Source organism: Paenalcaligenes hominis, assembly GCF_041359055.1.
Classification (GTDB): domain Bacteria; phylum Pseudomonadota; class Gammaproteobacteria; order Burkholderiales; family Burkholderiaceae_B; genus Paenalcaligenes; species Paenalcaligenes hominis_A.
In genome coordinates this window covers 681,870-700,372 of the sequence record NZ_JBGJKZ010000002.1, presented here as the reverse complement: position 1 = coordinate 700,372, position 18,503 = coordinate 681,870, and the positions used below count along the sequence as shown (strand labels likewise).

Below are 18,503 nucleotides of genomic sequence, written 5' to 3'. Positions count from 1 at the left end.
ACCTTAACTCGTTCCTCATTAAGGTTATGCGCCTAGCGCTTCCTTTAGTAAAGAGTAAAGCTCAGGAGTTATGCTCTTGGGCTTTTTTATTGGGGTTTTGAATGGGCATTGTTAAACAGCTAGCCAGTGAACTAGGTAAAAGTGAAGCTGAGGTCACGGTGTTTTTGTTACGTGCTCCGCTTTACTACAAAGTTTATAAAATTCCAAAACGTACTCATGGCGAGCGCACAATAGCTCAGCCTACTCCTGAGCTTAAAAATTTACAGCGCACTTTTTTATTGATTAATCCCCTTCCTATGCATAGTGCTGCAATGGCCTATCGTTCTGGTTTGAGTATTAAAGACAATGCAAACGCGCACAAAAGAAATAACTACTTATTAAAGCTTGATCTTAATAGCTTTTTTAACTCCATTACTCCTGCGGTTTTTTGGGCAGAATGGGAGCGTTTTTTTGACCTTCCTGATCCTAGCGAAAAAAAACTAATAGAGCGATTGTTGTTTTGGTCACCAAGTAAAAAATTGTCGGGGTCCTTAATGCTCAGCGTGGGTGCACCAAGTTCACCTGCGGTATCTAATTTTGTTATGCACGGTTTTGATACCAAGCTTGAACGGCTTAGTCGTAGCAAAGGGATTGTGTATACGCGCTATGCAGATGATTTGACGTTTTCAACTCGGGGTCAAGGTGTATTGATGGACATGCCTGAGTTGGTGGCTGATTTACTCGTTGAATGTTTTGATGCTGCTCTGACCGTTAACCGTCGTAAAACGATCTTTTCATCTAAAGCGCATAACCGGCACGTGACGGGCATTACATTAACGAATGAGGCTAAGCTTTCTTTGGGCAGAAAGAGAAAGCGATATATAAAGCATTTATTGCATCAGTTCACATTGCAACAACTTGGCCCTGAGGATGTTAATCACTTGCGTGGTCTGTTGTCTTTTGCCAAGCATATAGAGCCTGATTTTATTTATGCTTTAGAAAAAAAATATGGCGCAGCGGCTCTAATTGCTATTTGTGAGGTTAATGATGATAGATCTAAATAAAGAAGAACTCCCAAAAGGGATAAGAGCTTTAATCCGTAATGCAAAGGGCGGCAATATTCTCTCCCAGTCTGAGTTGTATGAGTGCTATTTAACGGGTAAAGATATTGGTGCGATAAACCTAGATAGAGCAGGTTTTTATTTCGAGCAGTTACATAGCAGCATGGAGCAGGCACGCTTTTGCATTCATAAACTTAACCTTTATGAGTTTAGGCGTTATAGAGCTCTACACATTGAGTTTGAACCTGATTTAACAGTTGTTATTGGTGAAAATGGGGCAGGTAAAACGAGTGTGGTTGATGCGATTGCTCGTCTGTTGTCTTGGTTTAGTAATCGTATAGTGAAGGCGAATAGCAATGGTTTACCTGTATTAGACTTTGATATTAATACGCACGCAAAAGATTACGCACAGATTGTTGGTTCGTTTTCTTTAAATGAAACAACCGCATTTGATATGTCTTTAGTAAAAGCGGTCTCAGGTTGGGCAGGCGAGATTTCTTCTAGCCTGCAGGTGTCTACGCAACTGGGTGCGATTTACCGTTTGTTGGTTGCAAATGAAGAACGAGACAAAACGCAGTTGCCTGTGTTTGCTTATTATGCAGTAGAGCGCACGTTTACGGGCTCTTTCAGAGGGGGAAGAGACACTGAATTAAAGACTTTTTTTGCATCTAGGTTTAATGCGTATAAGGATTTCTCCGGAGCCAGTGCTAGGACGGATTCTTTTTTGATGCGTTACGTTGAGTTGTGCAATCTAGCGGGATCTTCTGATTACTATAAAGCAAAAATACAGCTTGTTGATCAGGCCATTGAAAGTGCAGTTCCTTATATTCGGAAGTTAGAGCTTGATCGCAGTAGTGGCAGAGATGAAGTTAAGCTGGATAATTTTGGTAATCGAATAAACTTTTTACAACTGTCTCATGGGCAAAAAACATTGGCGGCTTTGGTGGGGGATTTGGCATTACGTATGCTAACTCTAAATCCTGCTATGACTAACCCATTAGAAGCACATGGCGTGGTTTTAATTGATGAGATTGAGCTTCATTTACATCCGCAGTGGCAGCAGCATATTTTGATAAGACTAGTAGAAACATTTAAAAATGTGCAGTTTATAGTTACCACTCATAGCCCCCATGTGTTGTCTACGGTTGATAAAAAGAGCATCCGTATTCTCGGTTCTGAAGATCATGGCACGGCTTATGTAGAAAAACCCAGCTTTCAGACCAAAGGTGTGATGAGTTCAGATGTGCTGGAGCAGTTAATGGGCACTCACTCCGTCCCTAACATCAAGGAGTCTAAATGGATTACAAATTATCAGGCATTGATTGAGCAAAACATTTGGGAGAATGACGAAGGCTTATGTTTAAAAAGGAAACTTCGAGATCATTTTGGGAATGATCACCCCGTTATAAAAGAGCTAGATGCGCAAATTAGTTTGCAGCAGTTGAAAAAAAGAATTAGGCAAAAGGGGTAGGGGCATGCGTAAGTTAAACAGAACTGAATCTCCTACCTGTTTAAGTAATTATCATCATGGCAGAGATGAGTGGCATTGTGTTAGCGGAGCAGATAAGGTTGAGCTTTGGCAGCAGCTTGAAGCGATGCAGGGGGCGTTTTGTGCATATTGTGAGCGTCGGTTGAATGACAAAAAACATATCGAGCACTTTTTTAGACGTAGGGAAAAGCCACAGAAGACGTTTGAGTGGGCTAATTTGTTTGGGTCATGCAATGATTTGAATAGTTGTGGCAATTATAAAGATAACAAAGCACCCTCAACGATTGATATGGCTAAGGTTTGTAAGCCAGATAGTATGGACCCTGCTGACTATTTGGTTTTTGTTGCGGATGGCACTGTGGTCCCTAAAGAAGGGTTAAGCGATTCGGATACTAAAATTGCCCAAAACACCATTTTAATCTTTAATCTAAACGGTAACTCTAAGTTGAGAGGTAAGCGTCGCCAAGTGGCTCTCATAGGGCGTCAATTTGCTCAGGACTATTTTGAGTTGCTTAATGAGTGCTCGGAAAGTGGTGATTTAGAGGTGAAAGAATTGCTTGAGAGCGAGCGCAATGAAAATTTAGCAAAATTTGAAAATGAAGAGCATTCCGCAGTTTTAAGACAAATTTGGAGCCTTTAGTCCGTAAGTTTACCCAAACGTGCGGAAAGCCTCGTCGTTTAGAACGAGGAGGATGTCAACCAAGCGCATTTAAATACTCATCGCCGTCACTACTGCCGTCTGGGGGGGCTTGACGGCAGTTCGTGAGCAAGCATTTTTTATTTGCTCTAAAAAATGCGTTAGATTTGTAGTCAAAAATCAAATTTTATCCACCGTAATATACGGCTCATTTTTTTCTACTGGTTCAGTGGTGTGTGTAGGCGTATTGATGGGTTCTTTTTGTTGTGGCTGAAAAAGCGTTCTAACAGGCAGTCCTACTGCCGCAAGCAATGTAATGCCCGGGAACAGTAGCCCACCGATCAGCCATATTAGAAATGGATAGCCTTTTTCTTTGGCGACATAGCCAGTTAAAAATGCGCTAACCAACCAGGCCAGTACGGTCCAAAAAAAGCTGGCTCCCATAAAACCAACGTAGTAATGCCAGATATTAGCGGTGCCCATTTGTTTTCCTTTTAGATCAATGAATGCGTTGGCTCTATTCTACCTATAAGTACGCTGTGCTTTTTTCTAAATAAAACGACAAACCCCCTCTACTTTGTCTAGCTTTAAAAAGCAGACCCAAAAACCTACCATACCAAGCACCGATCTCTGAGGCTAACGCTTAGGCTAATTCATTCTACCCACAATTAGAAAATTCGGGTTTTATCGTTTAAGGCAGGCTAGACAAGGCTTTGCTCGCGTATGGATATCAGATAAAAAAGCGGGGTGGGCGCTTTTTATTTCATCTTGATGTCAAGCAAAAGCGTGATTCCGTAAAACTTAGCTTCATTAACCCCTAATTAACTACGAAAAGACGTAAAATAGCCGTCTTAATGTAGAGTTGCTTTTATAAATTAGTTACGTGAATCACCAATTTCTTTTTCTTCAGGGCGTCAATTCGCCCTTTTTTGCTGATTTGGCCGAGGCCTTGAAAAAACAAGGGCATGGTGTATTGCGGTTAAATTTTACGGTGGGTGACAAGGTATTTTGGCGTCGCAATGGCAATGCGCATAGTTGTACGTTGCCGGCGGATCAAATGACGGCGTTTATGGCCGAGTTCTATAGAACCCAAACCGTGACTGATGTGGTGTTGTTCGGCGACGAACGTCCCGTGCACCAAGCAGCCATCCAGATTGCAAAGCAGTTGGGGATACGGGTTCATGTGTTTGAAGAGGGGTATTTTCGTCCCTATTGGTTTACGCTAGAGCGGGGCGGTGTTAATGCTAACTCAGCATTACCCAAAGATCCCTTGTGGTATCAGGAGTGGGGGCCGTTGGTGCCTAATTACCGCAATGGCTTATCGTTTAGCTCGTCGTTTTATATGCGAGCCTGGTTCGATGTGGCTTATCATTTCTGTAGTTTGGCTAATCGCTGGCAGTTTCCGCAATACCAATACCATGCACCTCATACTGCTTGGCAGGAGTACTGGCCGTATTTGGCAAAACAAATCAAACAAAGCATAGTGCGGCGGCAGACTCAAGACAGCAAAACCATTGGGCGTTTTTTAGCCCAAGATAAAGCGTTTTATTTATTGCCTTTGCAGTTAGATTCTGACGCGCAAATTCGCAGTCACTCTCCCTTTAAAAACATGTATCAGGTCATGGATACGGTGTTGGCGTCGTTTGCGCAGCATGCGCCGTCGGATGCTGTATTGGTGATTAAAAATCACCCCTTAGATATGGGGTTAGTTAATCATGAAAAAAATGCCTCCGCCTTGGCGCAGCAGTATGCGATTGCGGATCGGGTCGTGTTTTTGCAAACTGGGGCTATGCCCACCTTATTAGGTCAAGCCACGGGAGTCGTAACGGTAAATAGCACGGTGGGGGCCTCAGCGCTTTACCATGCCTTACCCACTAAAGTGCTTGGCGAGGCCATTTACGATATAGCGGGGCTAAGCTATGACGGGCCGTTGGATCAGTTTTGGTGCGATTTACAGCGCCCCAACATGAACTTGTTTCACCATTTCCGCAATGTGGTGATTCATGCTACCCAGCTAAATGGCGGTTTTTACACTTCAGCAGGCATTCGTATGGCTGTTCAGCAGACGGTGCCAGCGTTATTGGCATCGCAGTCTTTTATCGAGTTGAATTATGTCCCCTAAACCTCAGACGGTTTTAATTACAGGCGCTACCGGAGGTATCGGGCGCGCCTTGGCCCTTGCGTATGCCGCACCGGGTGTGTTTTTAGTGTTGCAAGGGCGTAATCCCGACCTATTAGCGGGTATTCAGCAGGCGTGTCAGCAGTTAGGGGCGCAGGTGGAAGCCGTGCGTTTTGATTTAAGCGACACCGAGGGTTGGCGCACGTGGTTAATGGATTTTTGTGCTCAGCAACCCGTGGATTTGGTGTTTGCCAATGCGGGAGTCAATATTAATCATGGTGAGGACAATGCAGGCGAGCAGTGGGCTGATGTTCGTCGTTTGCTGAGCATTAATGTGGATGCGGTATTTGCTACGGTGCATGGAGTGTTGCCCAGCATGCGCGCCCGAGCGCAGGGGCAAATAGTATTGATGAGCTCGTTAGCGGCCTATAGAGGCTTGCCTGTTACACCCAGCTATAGCGCAAGCAAAGCCGCGGTAAAAGTGTATGGCGAGGGCATGCGCGACTGGTTGGCCCCTCAGGGTGTACGTTTGAGCGTCGTCATGCCGGGTTATGTTAGTTCTAAAATGTGTGAAGAGATGCCAGGGCCAAAGCCGTTTTTATGGGCCGCCCCCAAGGCTGCCGCCTATATTCAAAAGCGTCTGCGTAAAAATCCGCCACGTATTAGTTTTCCCTTTCCTTTGAATTTTGGCACTTGGGGTTTAAGCGTGTTGCACCCCTCGGTTTCTGCATGGATTTTGCGTCGTTTAGATTATGAGCATTGATTTTGCCCTAATTGCTTTGGTGGTGTTGGGCTACGCGGTGTCGCTGTTGTTGGATTATGCGGCCAAGCCGCGTCCGCGTTTACGGCGTCATTTACGGCATTTTTGTGTGCATGCTGGGCTGTGGTCAATGGGCTTTGCCTTTGAGATGTTGTTGTTTCAACGTCCTTGGTTTGCTTTGTTTAATTTGATTGGTTTGCAGTTGCTGTTGATTATTATTAGCAATATGAAGCAGCATTTTTTACGCGAGCCATTTTTTTATACCGATACCGAATATTTTTGGGATGCCATCAAGCACCCCCGTTTGTATTTGCCTTTTTTCGGTATAGCCAATACGGTTTTGGGGTTTGCGGTTTATATTGCAGCAGCGGCGCTGGCGTTTTATTTTGAGCCGGCTTATCACCGGTGGCTTGCCGCCGTGTTGTGGTTTGCAGGGACGGGGGCGGTAGCCTTGTTTTTGGGTGGTGCGCTGGCTCGTGCTCAGCCCAGTTGGCAGCCTAGTGCCGATATACAGCAAATGGGTTTTACACCGGCTTTGTGGCGCTATGCACAGGCCGAACGTCAGGCTTTAAACTTACAGCCACACGCTCCTTTTGCCCAGTCTTGGCAGGCTCCTGCTGTGTTACCGCATTTGGTACTATTGCAAAGCGAGTCATTTTTTGATCCGCGTCGTTATTATGCCGATTACGTACAGCCACAGGTGCTGGCTCAGTTTGATCAAATGGCAGCAGCGGGGCAGAGCGGCGTACTTCAGGTACCATCGTGGGGCGCAAACACAGTACGTACCGAGTACGCCGTGTTGTCAGGGCTAGAGCCCGCGCTACTGGGGGTGCATCAATTCAATCCATATCGCCGTTTAGCCAAACACTGTGTGCCTAGTTTGGCGCAGTATTTACGCTCTATGGGTTACAAAACCATTTGTGTGCATCCCTATGCCGCGTCCTTTTATCGCCGTAATACGGCCATGCCGCTGCTAGGTTTTGATGAGTTTATTGATATCCATGCTTTTGGCAAAGAGGATTATTTTGGTGCGTATGTGTCCGATGCAGCCCTCGGGCGCAAGGTGACTGAACTGGTGCAGGCACATATAGATCAACCTGTATTTGTGCATGTTATAACCATGGAAAATCACGGCCCGTTGCATTGGGAAACTGTCAGCCACACCGAGGCCAAGACATTGTTGCAACAGCCGGTTCCCAAAGGGGCTGAGGATCTGCTGCCCTATGTGCGCCATATCCAACATGCTGATCAGTTATTGCAGCAACTGCAGCAAACCTTAGCAGCCTCATCACGCCCAGCGGGGCTGTGCATGTTTGGCGACCATGTGCCTATTATGAGTGGGGTATACCAACAGTTAGGCGAGCCAGACGGCACCACCGATTACCTTTTATGGCGCTCCGACGACGCAATAGCTCAACCCCATGCATCGGTTGACGATAGCCTGACTGCAGCACAATTAGGGTCAGCATTTCTATCGTTTATGGGCTTTAAAGCAAAGGCTGCGCAAATACAATCCAAGCGTTAAATGAAATCAGTGCTACCTCGAGTCAACACCGTTAATATCAGTCGTATAGACGCACGCCCAGAGGCGTATTAACCAAATTCATTACAGATGGCATGCGTAGACCATGCCTAAAGGGATACGATGATTATTCAAATACAAAACCTTCACGTCGCTAACCACCTGCCTTTTGTGCTGTTTGGTGGGCTAAATGTATTAGAAGACACAGAGCAAACCCTACAAGTATGTCAGCAGTTTGTAGAGGTCACCCAAAAACTCAATATTCCGTTGGTATTTAAAGCCTCTTTTGATAAAGCGAACCGCTCTTCGATTCACTCTTTCCGCGGAGTCGGCCTAGAAAAAGGCATGCAAATTTTTGATGAAGTGCGCCAACAGTTTGGGGTGCCCATCATTACTGATGTACACGAACCCTACCAAGCCGAAATAGTGGCTAAACACGTGGATGTACTGCAATTACCTGCCTTTTTAGCGCGCCAAACCGATCTAGTGGTGGCCCTAGCTAAAACACAAAAAGTCATTAACATCAAAAAACCCCAGTTTTTAAGCCCATCCCAAACCGCACACATTGTTGAAAAATTCAAAGAAGCCGGTAACGACCAACTCATTCTGTGCGACCGTGGTACCTGCTTTGGCTACGACAACTTGGTGGTCGATATGCTGGGCTTTAGCGTCATGAAAAAAGTCACCCATAACCACCCTGTGATTTTCGACGTAACCCACGCCCTACAACAACGCAACCCTAACGACCCCGCCTCCGGCGGCCGCCGCGAACAAATCGTCGAACTCGCCCACGCCGGCATGGCCACCAAACTCGCCGGCCTTTTCCTCGAAGCCCACCCCAACCCCGACCAAGCCAAATGCGACGGCCCCAGCGCCTTACCCCTTGACCTACTCGAACCCTTCCTAACCCAAATCAAAGCCATCGACAACGTAGTCAAAAGCTTTGAAACCTTAGCTATTTCTTAACCTTGCTTTTACTATGCCATTGCTGAGCTTTCGTAAACAGCCATTCGCTAGGCAGGTTAACGGCTTTTACCCCCAACTCAGACTAACGATCGAACGGTTCAGCGCGGAGCGAATGCAGTGAGCGAGCACTGCCTAGTGAGGGCGTTAGACTGAGGGGGGATGCGTGGGATGCAGGAGCAAAGGCTTAGAGCAAGAGTTAAATCATTTCTTTGACGTGCTTTCATAATCAGCCACTCGCTAGGCAGTGCTCGCTCGTTACACTCGCTCCGCGCTGAATCGCTCATGGCTGGTTATGACGCACGCCTAGGAATGGTTGTGCTCTGCACGGGAGATGATCTCTGAGGATACTTTTAGATTGTCTTTATATGAGCGCCTTCTAAAACAACCACCCCTAAAGCAACTCCTCCTGTCCGCCTTCACTCACCTCAGCCCAACTCAGACTAACGATCGAACGGTTCAGCGCGGAGCGAACGTAGTGAGCGAGCACTGCCTAGTGAGAGCGTTAGACTGAGGTGGGATGCGTGGGATACAGAAGCAAAGGCTTAGAGCCAAGAACCATTGTCTGCCGCGCTGTCATAAACAACCATTCGCTAGGCAGTGCTCGCTCGTTTCACTCGCTCCGCGCTGAATCGCTCATAGTTGTTTATGACGCACGTCTAAGGGAGGTTGTGTTCTGCACGGGAGATGATCTCTGGGGAGACTTTTAGATTGTCTTTATATGAACGCCTTTTAAAACAACCATCCCTAAAGCAACTCCCCCAGTCCGCCTTCACTCACCTCAGTCCAACTCAGACTAACGATCGAACGGTTCAGCGCGGAGCGAACGTAGTGAGCGAGCACTGCCTAGTGAGAGCGTTAGACTGAGGTGGGATGCGTGGGATACAGGAGCAAAGGATTAGAGCAAAGAGCCATTTTCTGCCGCGCTGTCATAACCAGCCACTCGCTAGGCAGTGCTCGCTCGTTACACTCGCTCCGCGCTGAATCGCTCATGGCTGGTTATGACGCACGTCTGAGAGAGGGCTGCTACAAGGTACTTGGCTATAGCAAGCTCTTAACTTTGTGGATCGTCTCATCCATCTGCGCTTGCGTATGCTCGCAGCTAATAAAGAAACGTAAGCGCGCCTGCGCCTCTGGCACCGCAGGGTACAAAATAGGCTGCACATTCACCCCTTGCTCAAACAGCTGCGCAGAAAGCTGAGCGGCTCGAATTGAGCTCCCTACAATAATAGGCACTATCGCATAGCCTTGACTTAAACCTGTATCTAAACCAGCCGCACGTGCTTGCTGTAAAAAATACTGGCTATTGTGCTGTAGGCGATGCAGACGTTCGGGCTCGTTTTGCATTATCTCTAATGAGGTTAACGCACTGGCTGCAAGTGTAGGTGCCATTCCTACGCTGTATAAAAAACCGGGGGCTAAACACTTTAGATGTTCAATTAACGCACTTTCCCCTGCAATAAAGCCTCCGCAACTAGCCAGTGCTTTACTGCACGTTCCCATCCAGATATCCACATCGCGGGTAGATAGGCCTAGATGTTCGGCCAAGCCTTTACCGTGCGCGCCCATTACGCCAAACGAGTGCGCTTCATCCACCATTAAAAAGCAATAATGCTCTTGTTTAATGCGAATGAATTCTGCTAGATCGGGGTAGTCGCCATCCATGCTGTAGAGGCCCTCGACCACAATGAGCACTTTTTCAAACTGATGGCGTTGTTGTTGCAGGATTTGTTCGACTTGAGCCCAGTCATTGTGCTTAAAGGGTAGGCGGTGTGCTCCGGAAAGCTGAATGCCTTGAAGCACGCTGTTATGGATGAGTTCATCATGCAAGACCAGATCACGCGCATTAAACAAATGCCCAATGGTAGATACGTTCGTAGCATGACCACTTACAAACACCAAGGCCTCGTCTGTGCCATAGGCTTCGGCAATACGTTGTTCGAGTTCACGGTGAATAGGGCGCTCGCCTGACACAATACGACTGGCCGACACCGAGGTACCGTATTGGTCAATGGCGTCTTTGGCGGCTTGGCGCACGGCAGGGTGCTGGGCCAGTCCCAAGTAATCGTAACTGGAAAAATTAATGTAATCGTGACCGCCAATGCGACTGGTGGCTCCAGCACTGCCTTCGTGTATTTTGAAAAACGGACTGCTAACTCCCAATTGCTGCGCACCTTGGTCCATGATGCGCAGTTGTTGGTACTCGGGCAGCAGATGAAAACGGTAAAACTTTTCCGGGATGTGCGGACCCAATTGTTGTTGGATCCGATCTCGCAAGGGCACGTTTTGCGTTTTATTGAGCTTGCGCTCTAGCCCTTGTTGGATCAGTTTTTGCTTCAATTGGCTAGCAAGGCCGGGTTTTTTGGTTGGCTCTGTCATAAATTAATGCAATAGACGCGACTGGGGTTGCTGTAAATCCGACTCCAATTGTTCGGCGGCTTCGGCAATGGCTTCGGCGCTTACGTCAATGTTGTGTTGCGCTACGATTTGTTGAATGTTGTCGCTTAGACCACTTTCGGTATGGGTGCCTTGTAGTAAGTCAATCAACTTTAACGAAAGACGCTCGATGGTTGGGCTTTCATTTAAGGACATAACAGGGATACGCACGCCAAAGCGGTTTTCCAATGCTAAAACCAATTCCACACCCAATAGAGAGTCTAGGCCCATATCGTAAATGGATTGCTGCGCATCAATACGGGGTACGGGCAGACGTAAAATCTCACTGACCTCACTTTTAATGATTTGCGTTACGTGCTCTTGTAAAGCCTCTGGGCTAAGGGTGGCAAGCAGCTCAGACCAGTTTTCACGTTGGCCGTCGTGCTCCGATTCTGAGGCAAGATGTGCCATCGCACTGAACTTTGGACTGCTAGCGGTAGGCAGGAAGCGATCTAAAGCATTCCAATCTAATTCCATTACCCCTAGGTGTGAGCGCTGATGCACCAGCATGGACTCTAATGCCTCTAAGGCCAAAGCAGCCGGCAGGGCAGCACCACCCATGCGGTCTTTAAGCGCATCTTTAATTTGATCGTGACGAGCTAAAAAGCCCACGTCGTCAATGGCACCCCAGCGCACATTAGTCGCTGCAAGCCCTTGTTGTAGACGCAAGCCCATCAGCGCCTCGAGCCAATGGTTAGCTGCTACATAGTTACTTTGACCTAAGTTGCCAAAGAGCGTGGTCGCAGAGGAGTACACCACAAATAAATCCAAAGGCTCGGCCAGCTGTAGACTGTGTTCGTGTAAATGCCAAGCCCCTTTGATTTTAGGCTCTAAGACGCGGCGAATTTGTTCTTCGCTAAGGTTCATAATTAACGCGTCGTCAATGACGGTAGCGGCATGAACAATCCCTTTGATTGGGGGTAGATGTTCTGCAGCATAGGCAAAAGCTGCCGCCACGTCTGCGGCTTGTGTCACATCACAGGCCACAGCTTGTGCGTTAATACCCTGCGCTTTGAACTCTGCTAAGACTTGGGTGGCTTCTTCGCTGCTTGCACCGCGGCGGCTAAGTAGCAGCAAGTGTTGGGCTCCTTTTTCCACTAACCACTGCGCAGTGCGTAAGCCAAAGCCGCCTAGGCCGCCTGTTACCACATAGGTTGCATCGGGAGGTAATTGCAAGGTGCTGCTAAGAGCAGGGGCATGCACATGACGCAAAGGTTGCTCGTAGGTCACCACGATTTTACCGATTTGACGGGCTTGTTGCATATAGCGGAATGCGTCCACGATATGGTTCGCATCAAACGCTTGATATGGTAGGGGGGCGAGTTGTCCCTCAGCCATTAGGCTCATGACCTCGCGGAACAAGCGTTGAGTCAGGGCTGGCTTAGCTTGCATAAGCTGGTCAGCATCGATGCCAAAGTAGCTAATGTTATTGCGGAATGGGCGCAAGCCAATGCGCGAGTTTTGATAGAAGTCGCGCTTACCCAGTTCAAGAAAACGGCCAAAAGGACGCAGCACTTGTAAGTTACGATTAACGGCTTCGCCCGCTAACGAGTTCAGTACCACATCCACGCCTTCCCCTTGGGTGTCGTGCAAAATGTCATCCGCAAAAGCCAAAGAGCGTGAATCGTAGATGTGTTTTACCCCCATTAAACGCAAGAAGTCGCGTTTTTCTGGCGAGCTAGCGGTGGCATAAATTTCAGCCCCCAAATGCGTAGCAAGTTGAATGGCCGCTATACCCACGCCACCTGCCGCGCCGTGAATTAATACACGCTCACCGGCTTCTAGATGAGCTAAGTGCTTCAGTGCGTAGTACACCGTAAAGAAGGTACTAGGAATGGTAGCGGCGGCTTCGTATTGAATAAAATCAGGCAGGGGTGCCATGGCGCTGCTACTGCTAATGCTGTAGGTACCAAAGCTGTGTGAGCCAAAGCCTACCACTCGGTCTCCGGGCTTGTAGTCGCTAACGCCGGCCCCAACAGACTCGACCACCCCAGCAAACTCTAGCCCTAACGATGCACCCGCAAAACCATGTTCAACCGCTTCATCGGAGAGCATACCCAAGGTATACATCACATCACGGAAGTTAAGCCCTGTTGCGTGGATACGCACCTTAATATCCTGTTCTTGAAGTGCGGGTAGGCTAACTTGTTGCCAACGCAGGTTTCGTAATTGACCTGGGTAGCTAAACTCTAGACGCACGCTTTGATGGCTAGTGGTTTTGTTGGCATTAGGCGCTTCAACTAACTGCAAGCGTGGGGCGTATCGCTGGCCTGTGGCACTGTACACCACTTCTTGTTCTGTGCTTTGAGCGCTTAACTCGTCGTGTAACCAGTCCGCCGTTTGTTCAACCGCCTCGGCCGAGTCGAGCCACGCAAAGTCCACGGCTTTTACGTGTAGGCGATCGGATTCGTTCATTAGCGTGCGCACAAAACCCCACGTGCTGGCATCGTTAAGCTGGCTTAAACGGCTAGGCTGCGCGCTGAGGGGGGCAATAGCATAAGGTGTTGCGTTCGTACACACCACCCAAAGCGTTTGGTTTTGGTAGGGGTACTGTTGTACTAATTGCGTTAGCTGTGCGCAACGTTGCTGCTGTACATCTAAGGCTGAAGCGCTTTCGTTTTGAAGGCCGCCTAAGTAAACAATAGTCTGGTCGGGCTGCAACGCCTCAAAGTCCCACGTGTTGCGACAGATGACGTGCTCTGCCCCTAGGCGCTGGGTGAGTTGTTCGGCTAGGGCTATACCAACAGGGGTGTCTGCCAATACGTACCATTGCTGTGTTGCCGTGGCGGCAGCTGTGGTTTCTGCTGGAACTGCTGAGGCGGTTTTGCTAGCAAGCAGACCATAAGCACTAAGGGCGTTTTCATCTAATTCCAGCGTGTGCTGTACATTGAAATGGCTATGTGCTTGTAGGCGCTGCTGCCAATAAGCGTGGGGTAAAAGCCCCTGCTGAGTCTGATCCAAATGGATAAAAGAATGCCAGTAATTGGCATGTAGACTAAATACCATCAAGGTACCGTTGTCCACCAAGGCGTGCTCGGCAGCTTGTAGCGCTAGGTCGGCTTGTTGAATGTTGTCAAAATCACCACTAATTAAAACCACATCAAAGCCTGTTGCGGGTAAGGCATCGGCTTGGAGTAAATCGCATTGGAGGGCAGGGTATTCGTGCTGTAGGTTTTGGGCTTTTTCCAAAGCCCCATCGTGAGCGGCCCAGAACACGTAGTCGCACTGGTTGGCGTCTAATTCATGCAGAGCTTGTTCGGCAAACTACGGTTGATGTTGGGCAATTTCTACAATACGCAGACGCTGCCCAGCGGGTAGTTGCTGGCTTTGCTGTTGTAAGTGCAGAGCGAGTTGGTGCTGTAGAGCCAAGGGCTGGTGCGCCCCTAGACTGGCTTCTAAGAGCTTGGGTTGGCTAACGGTTGCGCCGCGCAGAGTATGTAGTGAGTGCTGACCTAATAGCGCTTCGTGCAAGTGCATGCCGACTCGAGCCACTACAAGGAACAAGGCAAAAGCATCGCTGTAATCACGCGATAATTCAAACCAAACGTCGTTGGGGTTCAGCTCAGGCGCGGCAATTTGCAGCTCGTCATTATGCCATGTTGCCTCTTGGGTTTGCTCTAGACGCAATAGCAATAACGCGAGCATGGCATGGCGCTCTGGGTGTTCGTGTTGCAGTTGAGCTAACGCGGCGCGATTAATGGGGTGCTGTTGATGGTACTGCCAAACTGCCTCTTTGCTATAGAGGTCGGCCAAGCTATTAAGCAAGGGGTCAATTTCGGTAGCTACCCGTTGGTAGGCCGCTGAGTTAGCAATAGCATCAAAACTGTGTTGTAGGTGTTGAGCTAGAGCGTCGCCCTTGAAGTGAGTCTGTGTCTGCGTTAATGGGCGCGGACTCAGCTGATAGTCTAAGTAGCTGAGCTCAATGGGCTCGGCGCTTTGCAGGCGCGCCGTTCTAAAGCGTACCTCGCTTAGGTGTGCCAGATGCACGCCGTCTGCATTATAAAAATCAAAATTAGCGCACAACGAATGCGGATTCAAACGCAAAAACTGCGTGCGCGCATAGCGAATGCGACCTAGGTCTGTTCGCACATAGGCGTGTTCAAGCTGTACCGGAACAAAAGCCACCCCTTTACCAAAGAGTGGGTGATCCACTAGCAAGTGAATAATGGATTGAAAGCAACTATCAACTAAGCCCGGGTGTAGCAGATACTGATCTAGGTCTTGTGCAACATAATCGTCCCCTTGCAGCTCAGAAAGGATGGTTTGTTCGTCAAGACGCCAGCCTTGTTGGATTGCACTAAAGTGTGGGCCATAGCTAAGACCAACTTGTTGGGTCAGAGCATGGTGTTCGGCACCGCTAAAGTCAGCGGCTCGTTCAGGTAGGTGCAAAGGAGTGCTGTGCTGCCAGTGCTGGTTGGCGGCTTGGACTACGCGGGCTTGGGCGTGCTCGGTCCAGCTTTCTTCTTGGGCCAGAGTTTTGCTGCGCAACACCAAGCGACCGTCGGTGTCATCGATTTGCACCCGTACTTTTTTTGCGGGTTGCTCTTGTAATACCAATGGGGCACTGATAGTGAGGTTTTCTAGTGCTATATGATGGCTTTGGTGGTGTTCTTTAGCGGCGGCCAAAGCGATTTCTAAAAATGCGGCCCCTGGTAAAAGCACCGCATCACCTACCACGTGTTCGCCTAAGTAAGGGTACAGCAGGGTATCGAGCTGATTTTCCCACGCGTGAGCGTGTTGGGGCTGAGGATAGCCTAACAACGGGTGCTGTTTATGACGATGAATTAAATCATACGCTTCGGGGGTAACGGGATGCCAATAGGATTCGAGCTCCCACGCGTAATGAGGTAAGTCAACAAACTGCCCTACATAGGGAAAAGCAGCATCAAAATCGGGGGTAGGGGCCAGCAGCTTAACTTCTACAATACGCTGCTGTATGTGTTCTAGCTGCTCTTTGTGACGCTGGCAAAGCATAAGAGCCTGAGCCGTAAGGTCTGCATCGCGGCATGCCTGTTGTACATAACCGCGCAACACGGGGTGTGGGCCAATTTCAACATACAAGTCAAACTGGTCTGCTACCAAGGCCTGAATGGCGGGCTCAAACAGAACTGGTTCGCGGATGTTATCCCACCAGTATTCGGCAGTCAGTGTTTGACCATCAATAACCATCCCTTTGACTACTGAGTACATGGGAATGCGGCTGGCTTGGGGCTTTAGGGTAGCTAAACGTTCGATGAGCTCGGTGCGAATGGGGTCCATGGCAGGACTGTGAAACGCGTAATCGAGATCTAAACGTTTCAAACGGATGCCTTGAGCTTTAAGCTGCGGTTCAAACTGATCTAAGGCCGCACTAGGGCCAGCAATGGTACAACCTGTGCTGCTATTTGCACCAGCTAAACTGATTTGGTCTTGCAGTTGGTGCTCGGCAATTAAGGCCAGCATTTGGTCGGCGCTGACGTTAACCGCAGTCATTTGACCTTGGCCTTTGGTAGTTTCCTGAAGGCGACTGCGTTCAAAAATGACTTGGACGGCTTGCTCTAAGCTGAGCGCGCCGCAGGCCCAGGCGGCGGCGACCTCACCCACACTGTGACCAATGACTGCGGCTGGGCGCACACCATAGTGCTCGAACAACATAACCAAACCCACTTGAAAAGCAAACAGCGCGGGTTGTGCCACATCGGTATGGGCGTACTGACCTGTTTTTTCGGTATTGCGTAGTGTGCTTTCCAGTGACAAGGTGCTGTATTGAGCAAGAAGCGCATCAATGGTTTGGATGGCTTGCAAAAAGACGGGGTGTTCCAATAGGGTTTGACCCATGCCTTCCCACTGCGAACCGTTACCCGAGAACACAAAAACTGGCTGGTCACCTTTGGCTAAGGGCTGGGTCACTACTGGAGCCCAGTTAGCTTGTTTTTGAGAAAAAGCGGTGAGCTGATCAAGGGCTTGAGCTGGTGTCTGGGCCCATAACACGGTGCGCTGAGGGTGCAACTCGCGACGTTTGTACAACTGATACGCTATGTCGTACAGGTTTGAATGGGCTTCATTTTGAATAAAGTCGGCCAGCTCGCTGGCATAGCTATGCAAGCTTTCTGCGCTTTTAGCACTTAAAAGCAGAGGCAGGGCTTGAGGTGTAACCACAGGCTGTGGTTCGGGTGCCGACGGGGCACTTTCTAAAATAATATGGGCATTAGAGCCCCCAAAGCCAAACGAGTTAATACTCATACGCAGGGTTTGGTCTGCGGGCAATGCTAAAGGAGTTTGGTTCACCTCTAGGTTGAGATCCGCAAAGTCAATGCGCGGATTAAGTTCTTTGATGCCAATGGTGGCAGGAACCTGACGATGTTGAAACGCGTACAGTAGTTTAATTAAGCCCGCTGCCCCCGATGCGGTTTCTAGGTGGCCCATATTGCTTTTGACCGAGCCTATGGGCAACGGTTGGGCACGATCTTGGCCTAGCGCTATACCTAAGGCACGGGTTTCAATGGGGTCGCCAATCGCTGTGCCTGTGCCGTGAGCTTCGACGTAATGCAAATCATCGGCGCTAAGCCCCACGGCATTCATGGTGCGTTGAATCAGCTGAGCTTGGCTAAGGTGATTGGGGACGGTAATGCCTTGTTTGTGGCCGTCGGTATTAACGCCACTGTTAACAACTACCGCTAGGATTCGATCGCCATCGGCAATGGCTTGGTCGTAGTCTTTTAATAAAAACAAACCGCCGCCCTCGGAGCGCACGTAACCATCGCCTGACGCATCAAACACCTGACAGCGACCAGTAGGCGACAGCATAGAGGCTTTAGAAAAACCCACAAAGCCATAAGGGTGTAGATGCAAACTAATACCACCAGCCAAGGCCATGCTGGTTTCGCCTGATCGAATAGATAAGCAGGCCTGATGAAACGCCACCAATGACGAGGAGCAGGCAGTGTCTAATGACATGCTGGGGCCGCGCAAGTCGAGGGCATAAGATAAGCGGTTGGCGGCAATACTGGCTGTATTGCCCGTGGCTGTAGACGAATCAACGGCCTGAATATCGTCCGCCATACGGTAAGCGTAGTCGCTGCTAGACAACCCCACATAGACCCCCACATCGCGCCCACGCAAGGACGAGGGGGCGATACCAGCGTGTTCTATGGCTTCCCAAGCTAAGTGCAACAAAATGCGTTGTTGCGGGTCCATCAATTCGGCTTCACGCGGGGATATACCGAAAAACTGCGCATCGAATTGACTAATATCGCCCAATGAGCCCGCCGCCATGGTGTAGCTGGTGCCTGGGTTTTGTTTGCTGGGGTGTAGGTAGGTGTCGAAGCTCCAGCGATCGGGAGCAACTTGTGTAACGAGATCCAGCCCTGCAAGCAGTTTGTCCCAATAATTCTTTTTGTTAGTTTGCTGGGGCAAGCGAAATGAAAATCCGATAACAGCGACTTTTTTAACCATGTTTACTTATTTAATTTATCTATAACAAACGCTAATTGGGCGAACCTAACATTATTGCACATTTAATAGAGCTAAGTAATTAATGTATGGCTAGATAAAAACA

11 protein-coding genes are annotated in these 18,503 nt (G+C 48.8%); 7 read left to right on the top strand and 4 right to left on the bottom strand.

The features are described 5' to 3' along the window. The first annotated feature begins 101 nt into the window (after window positions 1–101). Genes ACBP46_RS07180 through ptuB form a run of 3 tightly spaced genes read left to right on the top strand, consistent with a single transcriptional unit; the run spans window position 102 to window position 3,169 of the window. Window positions 102–1,043, top strand: a complete 942-nt coding sequence (locus ACBP46_RS07180) for a retron St85 family RNA-directed DNA polymerase (protein WP_371016046.1) — start codon at window positions 102–104, stop codon at window positions 1,041–1,043. Beyond that, complete coding sequence (locus ACBP46_RS07175) at window positions 1,024–2,511, top strand: AAA family ATPase (RefSeq protein WP_371016045.1); 1,488 nt, start codon at window positions 1,024–1,026, stop codon at window positions 2,509–2,511. The genes ACBP46_RS07180 and ACBP46_RS07175 overlap by 20 nt, the downstream gene beginning before the upstream one ends. Window positions 2,512–2,515: 4 nt before the next feature. Further along, window positions 2,516–3,169, top strand: coding sequence for a retron Ec78 anti-phage system effector HNH endonuclease PtuB (gene ptuB, locus ACBP46_RS07170; RefSeq protein ID WP_371016044.1), 654 nt, complete (start codon window positions 2,516–2,518; stop codon window positions 3,167–3,169). A 177-nt stretch (window positions 3,170–3,346) separates the two neighbouring features. Here the strand turns inward: ptuB and ACBP46_RS07165 are convergent, their stop codons facing one another. After that, window positions 3,347–3,649: a hypothetical protein gene (locus ACBP46_RS07165; RefSeq protein WP_371016043.1), complete on the bottom strand. Its 303-nt coding sequence runs from the start codon at window positions 3,647–3,649 to the stop codon at window positions 3,347–3,349. A 400-nt stretch (window positions 3,650–4,049) separates the two neighbouring features. Here ACBP46_RS07165 and ACBP46_RS07160 point away from each other — a divergent pair, with 400 nt between their 5' ends. The 4 genes from ACBP46_RS07160 (at window position 4,050) to kdsA (ending at window position 8,533) form a co-directional block, all read left to right on the top strand. Further along, complete coding sequence (locus ACBP46_RS07160; protein WP_371016042.1) at window positions 4,050–5,288, top strand: capsule biosynthesis protein; 1,239 nt, start codon at window positions 4,050–4,052, stop codon at window positions 5,286–5,288. Beyond that, complete coding sequence (locus ACBP46_RS07155) at window positions 5,278–6,048, top strand: SDR family NAD(P)-dependent oxidoreductase (RefSeq protein ID WP_371016041.1); 771 nt, start codon at window positions 5,278–5,280, stop codon at window positions 6,046–6,048. Before ACBP46_RS07160 ends, ACBP46_RS07155 begins: the two co-directional genes overlap by 11 nt. Beyond that, entirely contained in the window at window positions 6,038–7,570 is a 1,533-nt protein-coding gene (locus ACBP46_RS07150) for an LTA synthase family protein (RefSeq protein ID WP_371016040.1), read from the top strand. The genes ACBP46_RS07155 and ACBP46_RS07150 overlap by 11 nt, the downstream gene beginning before the upstream one ends. A gap of 120 nt (window positions 7,571–7,690) precedes the next feature. Continuing rightward, complete coding sequence (gene kdsA, locus ACBP46_RS07145; RefSeq protein WP_371016039.1) at window positions 7,691–8,533, top strand: 3-deoxy-8-phosphooctulonate synthase; 843 nt, start codon at window positions 7,691–7,693, stop codon at window positions 8,531–8,533. 1,038 nt (window positions 8,534–9,571) lie between these two features. On the opposite strand, the gene ACBP46_RS07140 is transcribed toward kdsA, so the two are convergent. The 3 genes from ACBP46_RS07140 to ACBP46_RS07130 are packed head-to-tail and all read right to left on the bottom strand — an operon-like array spanning window position 9,572 to window position 18,400. After that, window positions 9,572–10,909, bottom strand: a complete 1,338-nt coding sequence (locus ACBP46_RS07140; protein ID WP_371016038.1) for an aminotransferase class I/II-fold pyridoxal phosphate-dependent enzyme — start codon at window positions 10,907–10,909, stop codon at window positions 9,572–9,574. Between the two features lie 3 nt (window positions 10,910–10,912). After that, the gene (locus tag ACBP46_RS07135) at window positions 10,913–14,182 is read right to left on the bottom strand and encodes an SDR family NAD(P)-dependent oxidoreductase (RefSeq protein WP_371016037.1); all 3,270 of its coding nucleotides are present in this window, start codon (window positions 14,180–14,182) and stop codon (window positions 10,913–10,915) included. Window positions 14,183–14,230: 48 nt separating this feature from the next. Then, the gene (locus tag ACBP46_RS07130) at window positions 14,231–18,400 is read right to left on the bottom strand and encodes a type I polyketide synthase (RefSeq protein ID WP_371016036.1); all 4,170 of its coding nucleotides are present in this window, start codon (window positions 18,398–18,400) and stop codon (window positions 14,231–14,233) included. Window positions 18,401–18,503: the final 103 nt, after the last annotated feature.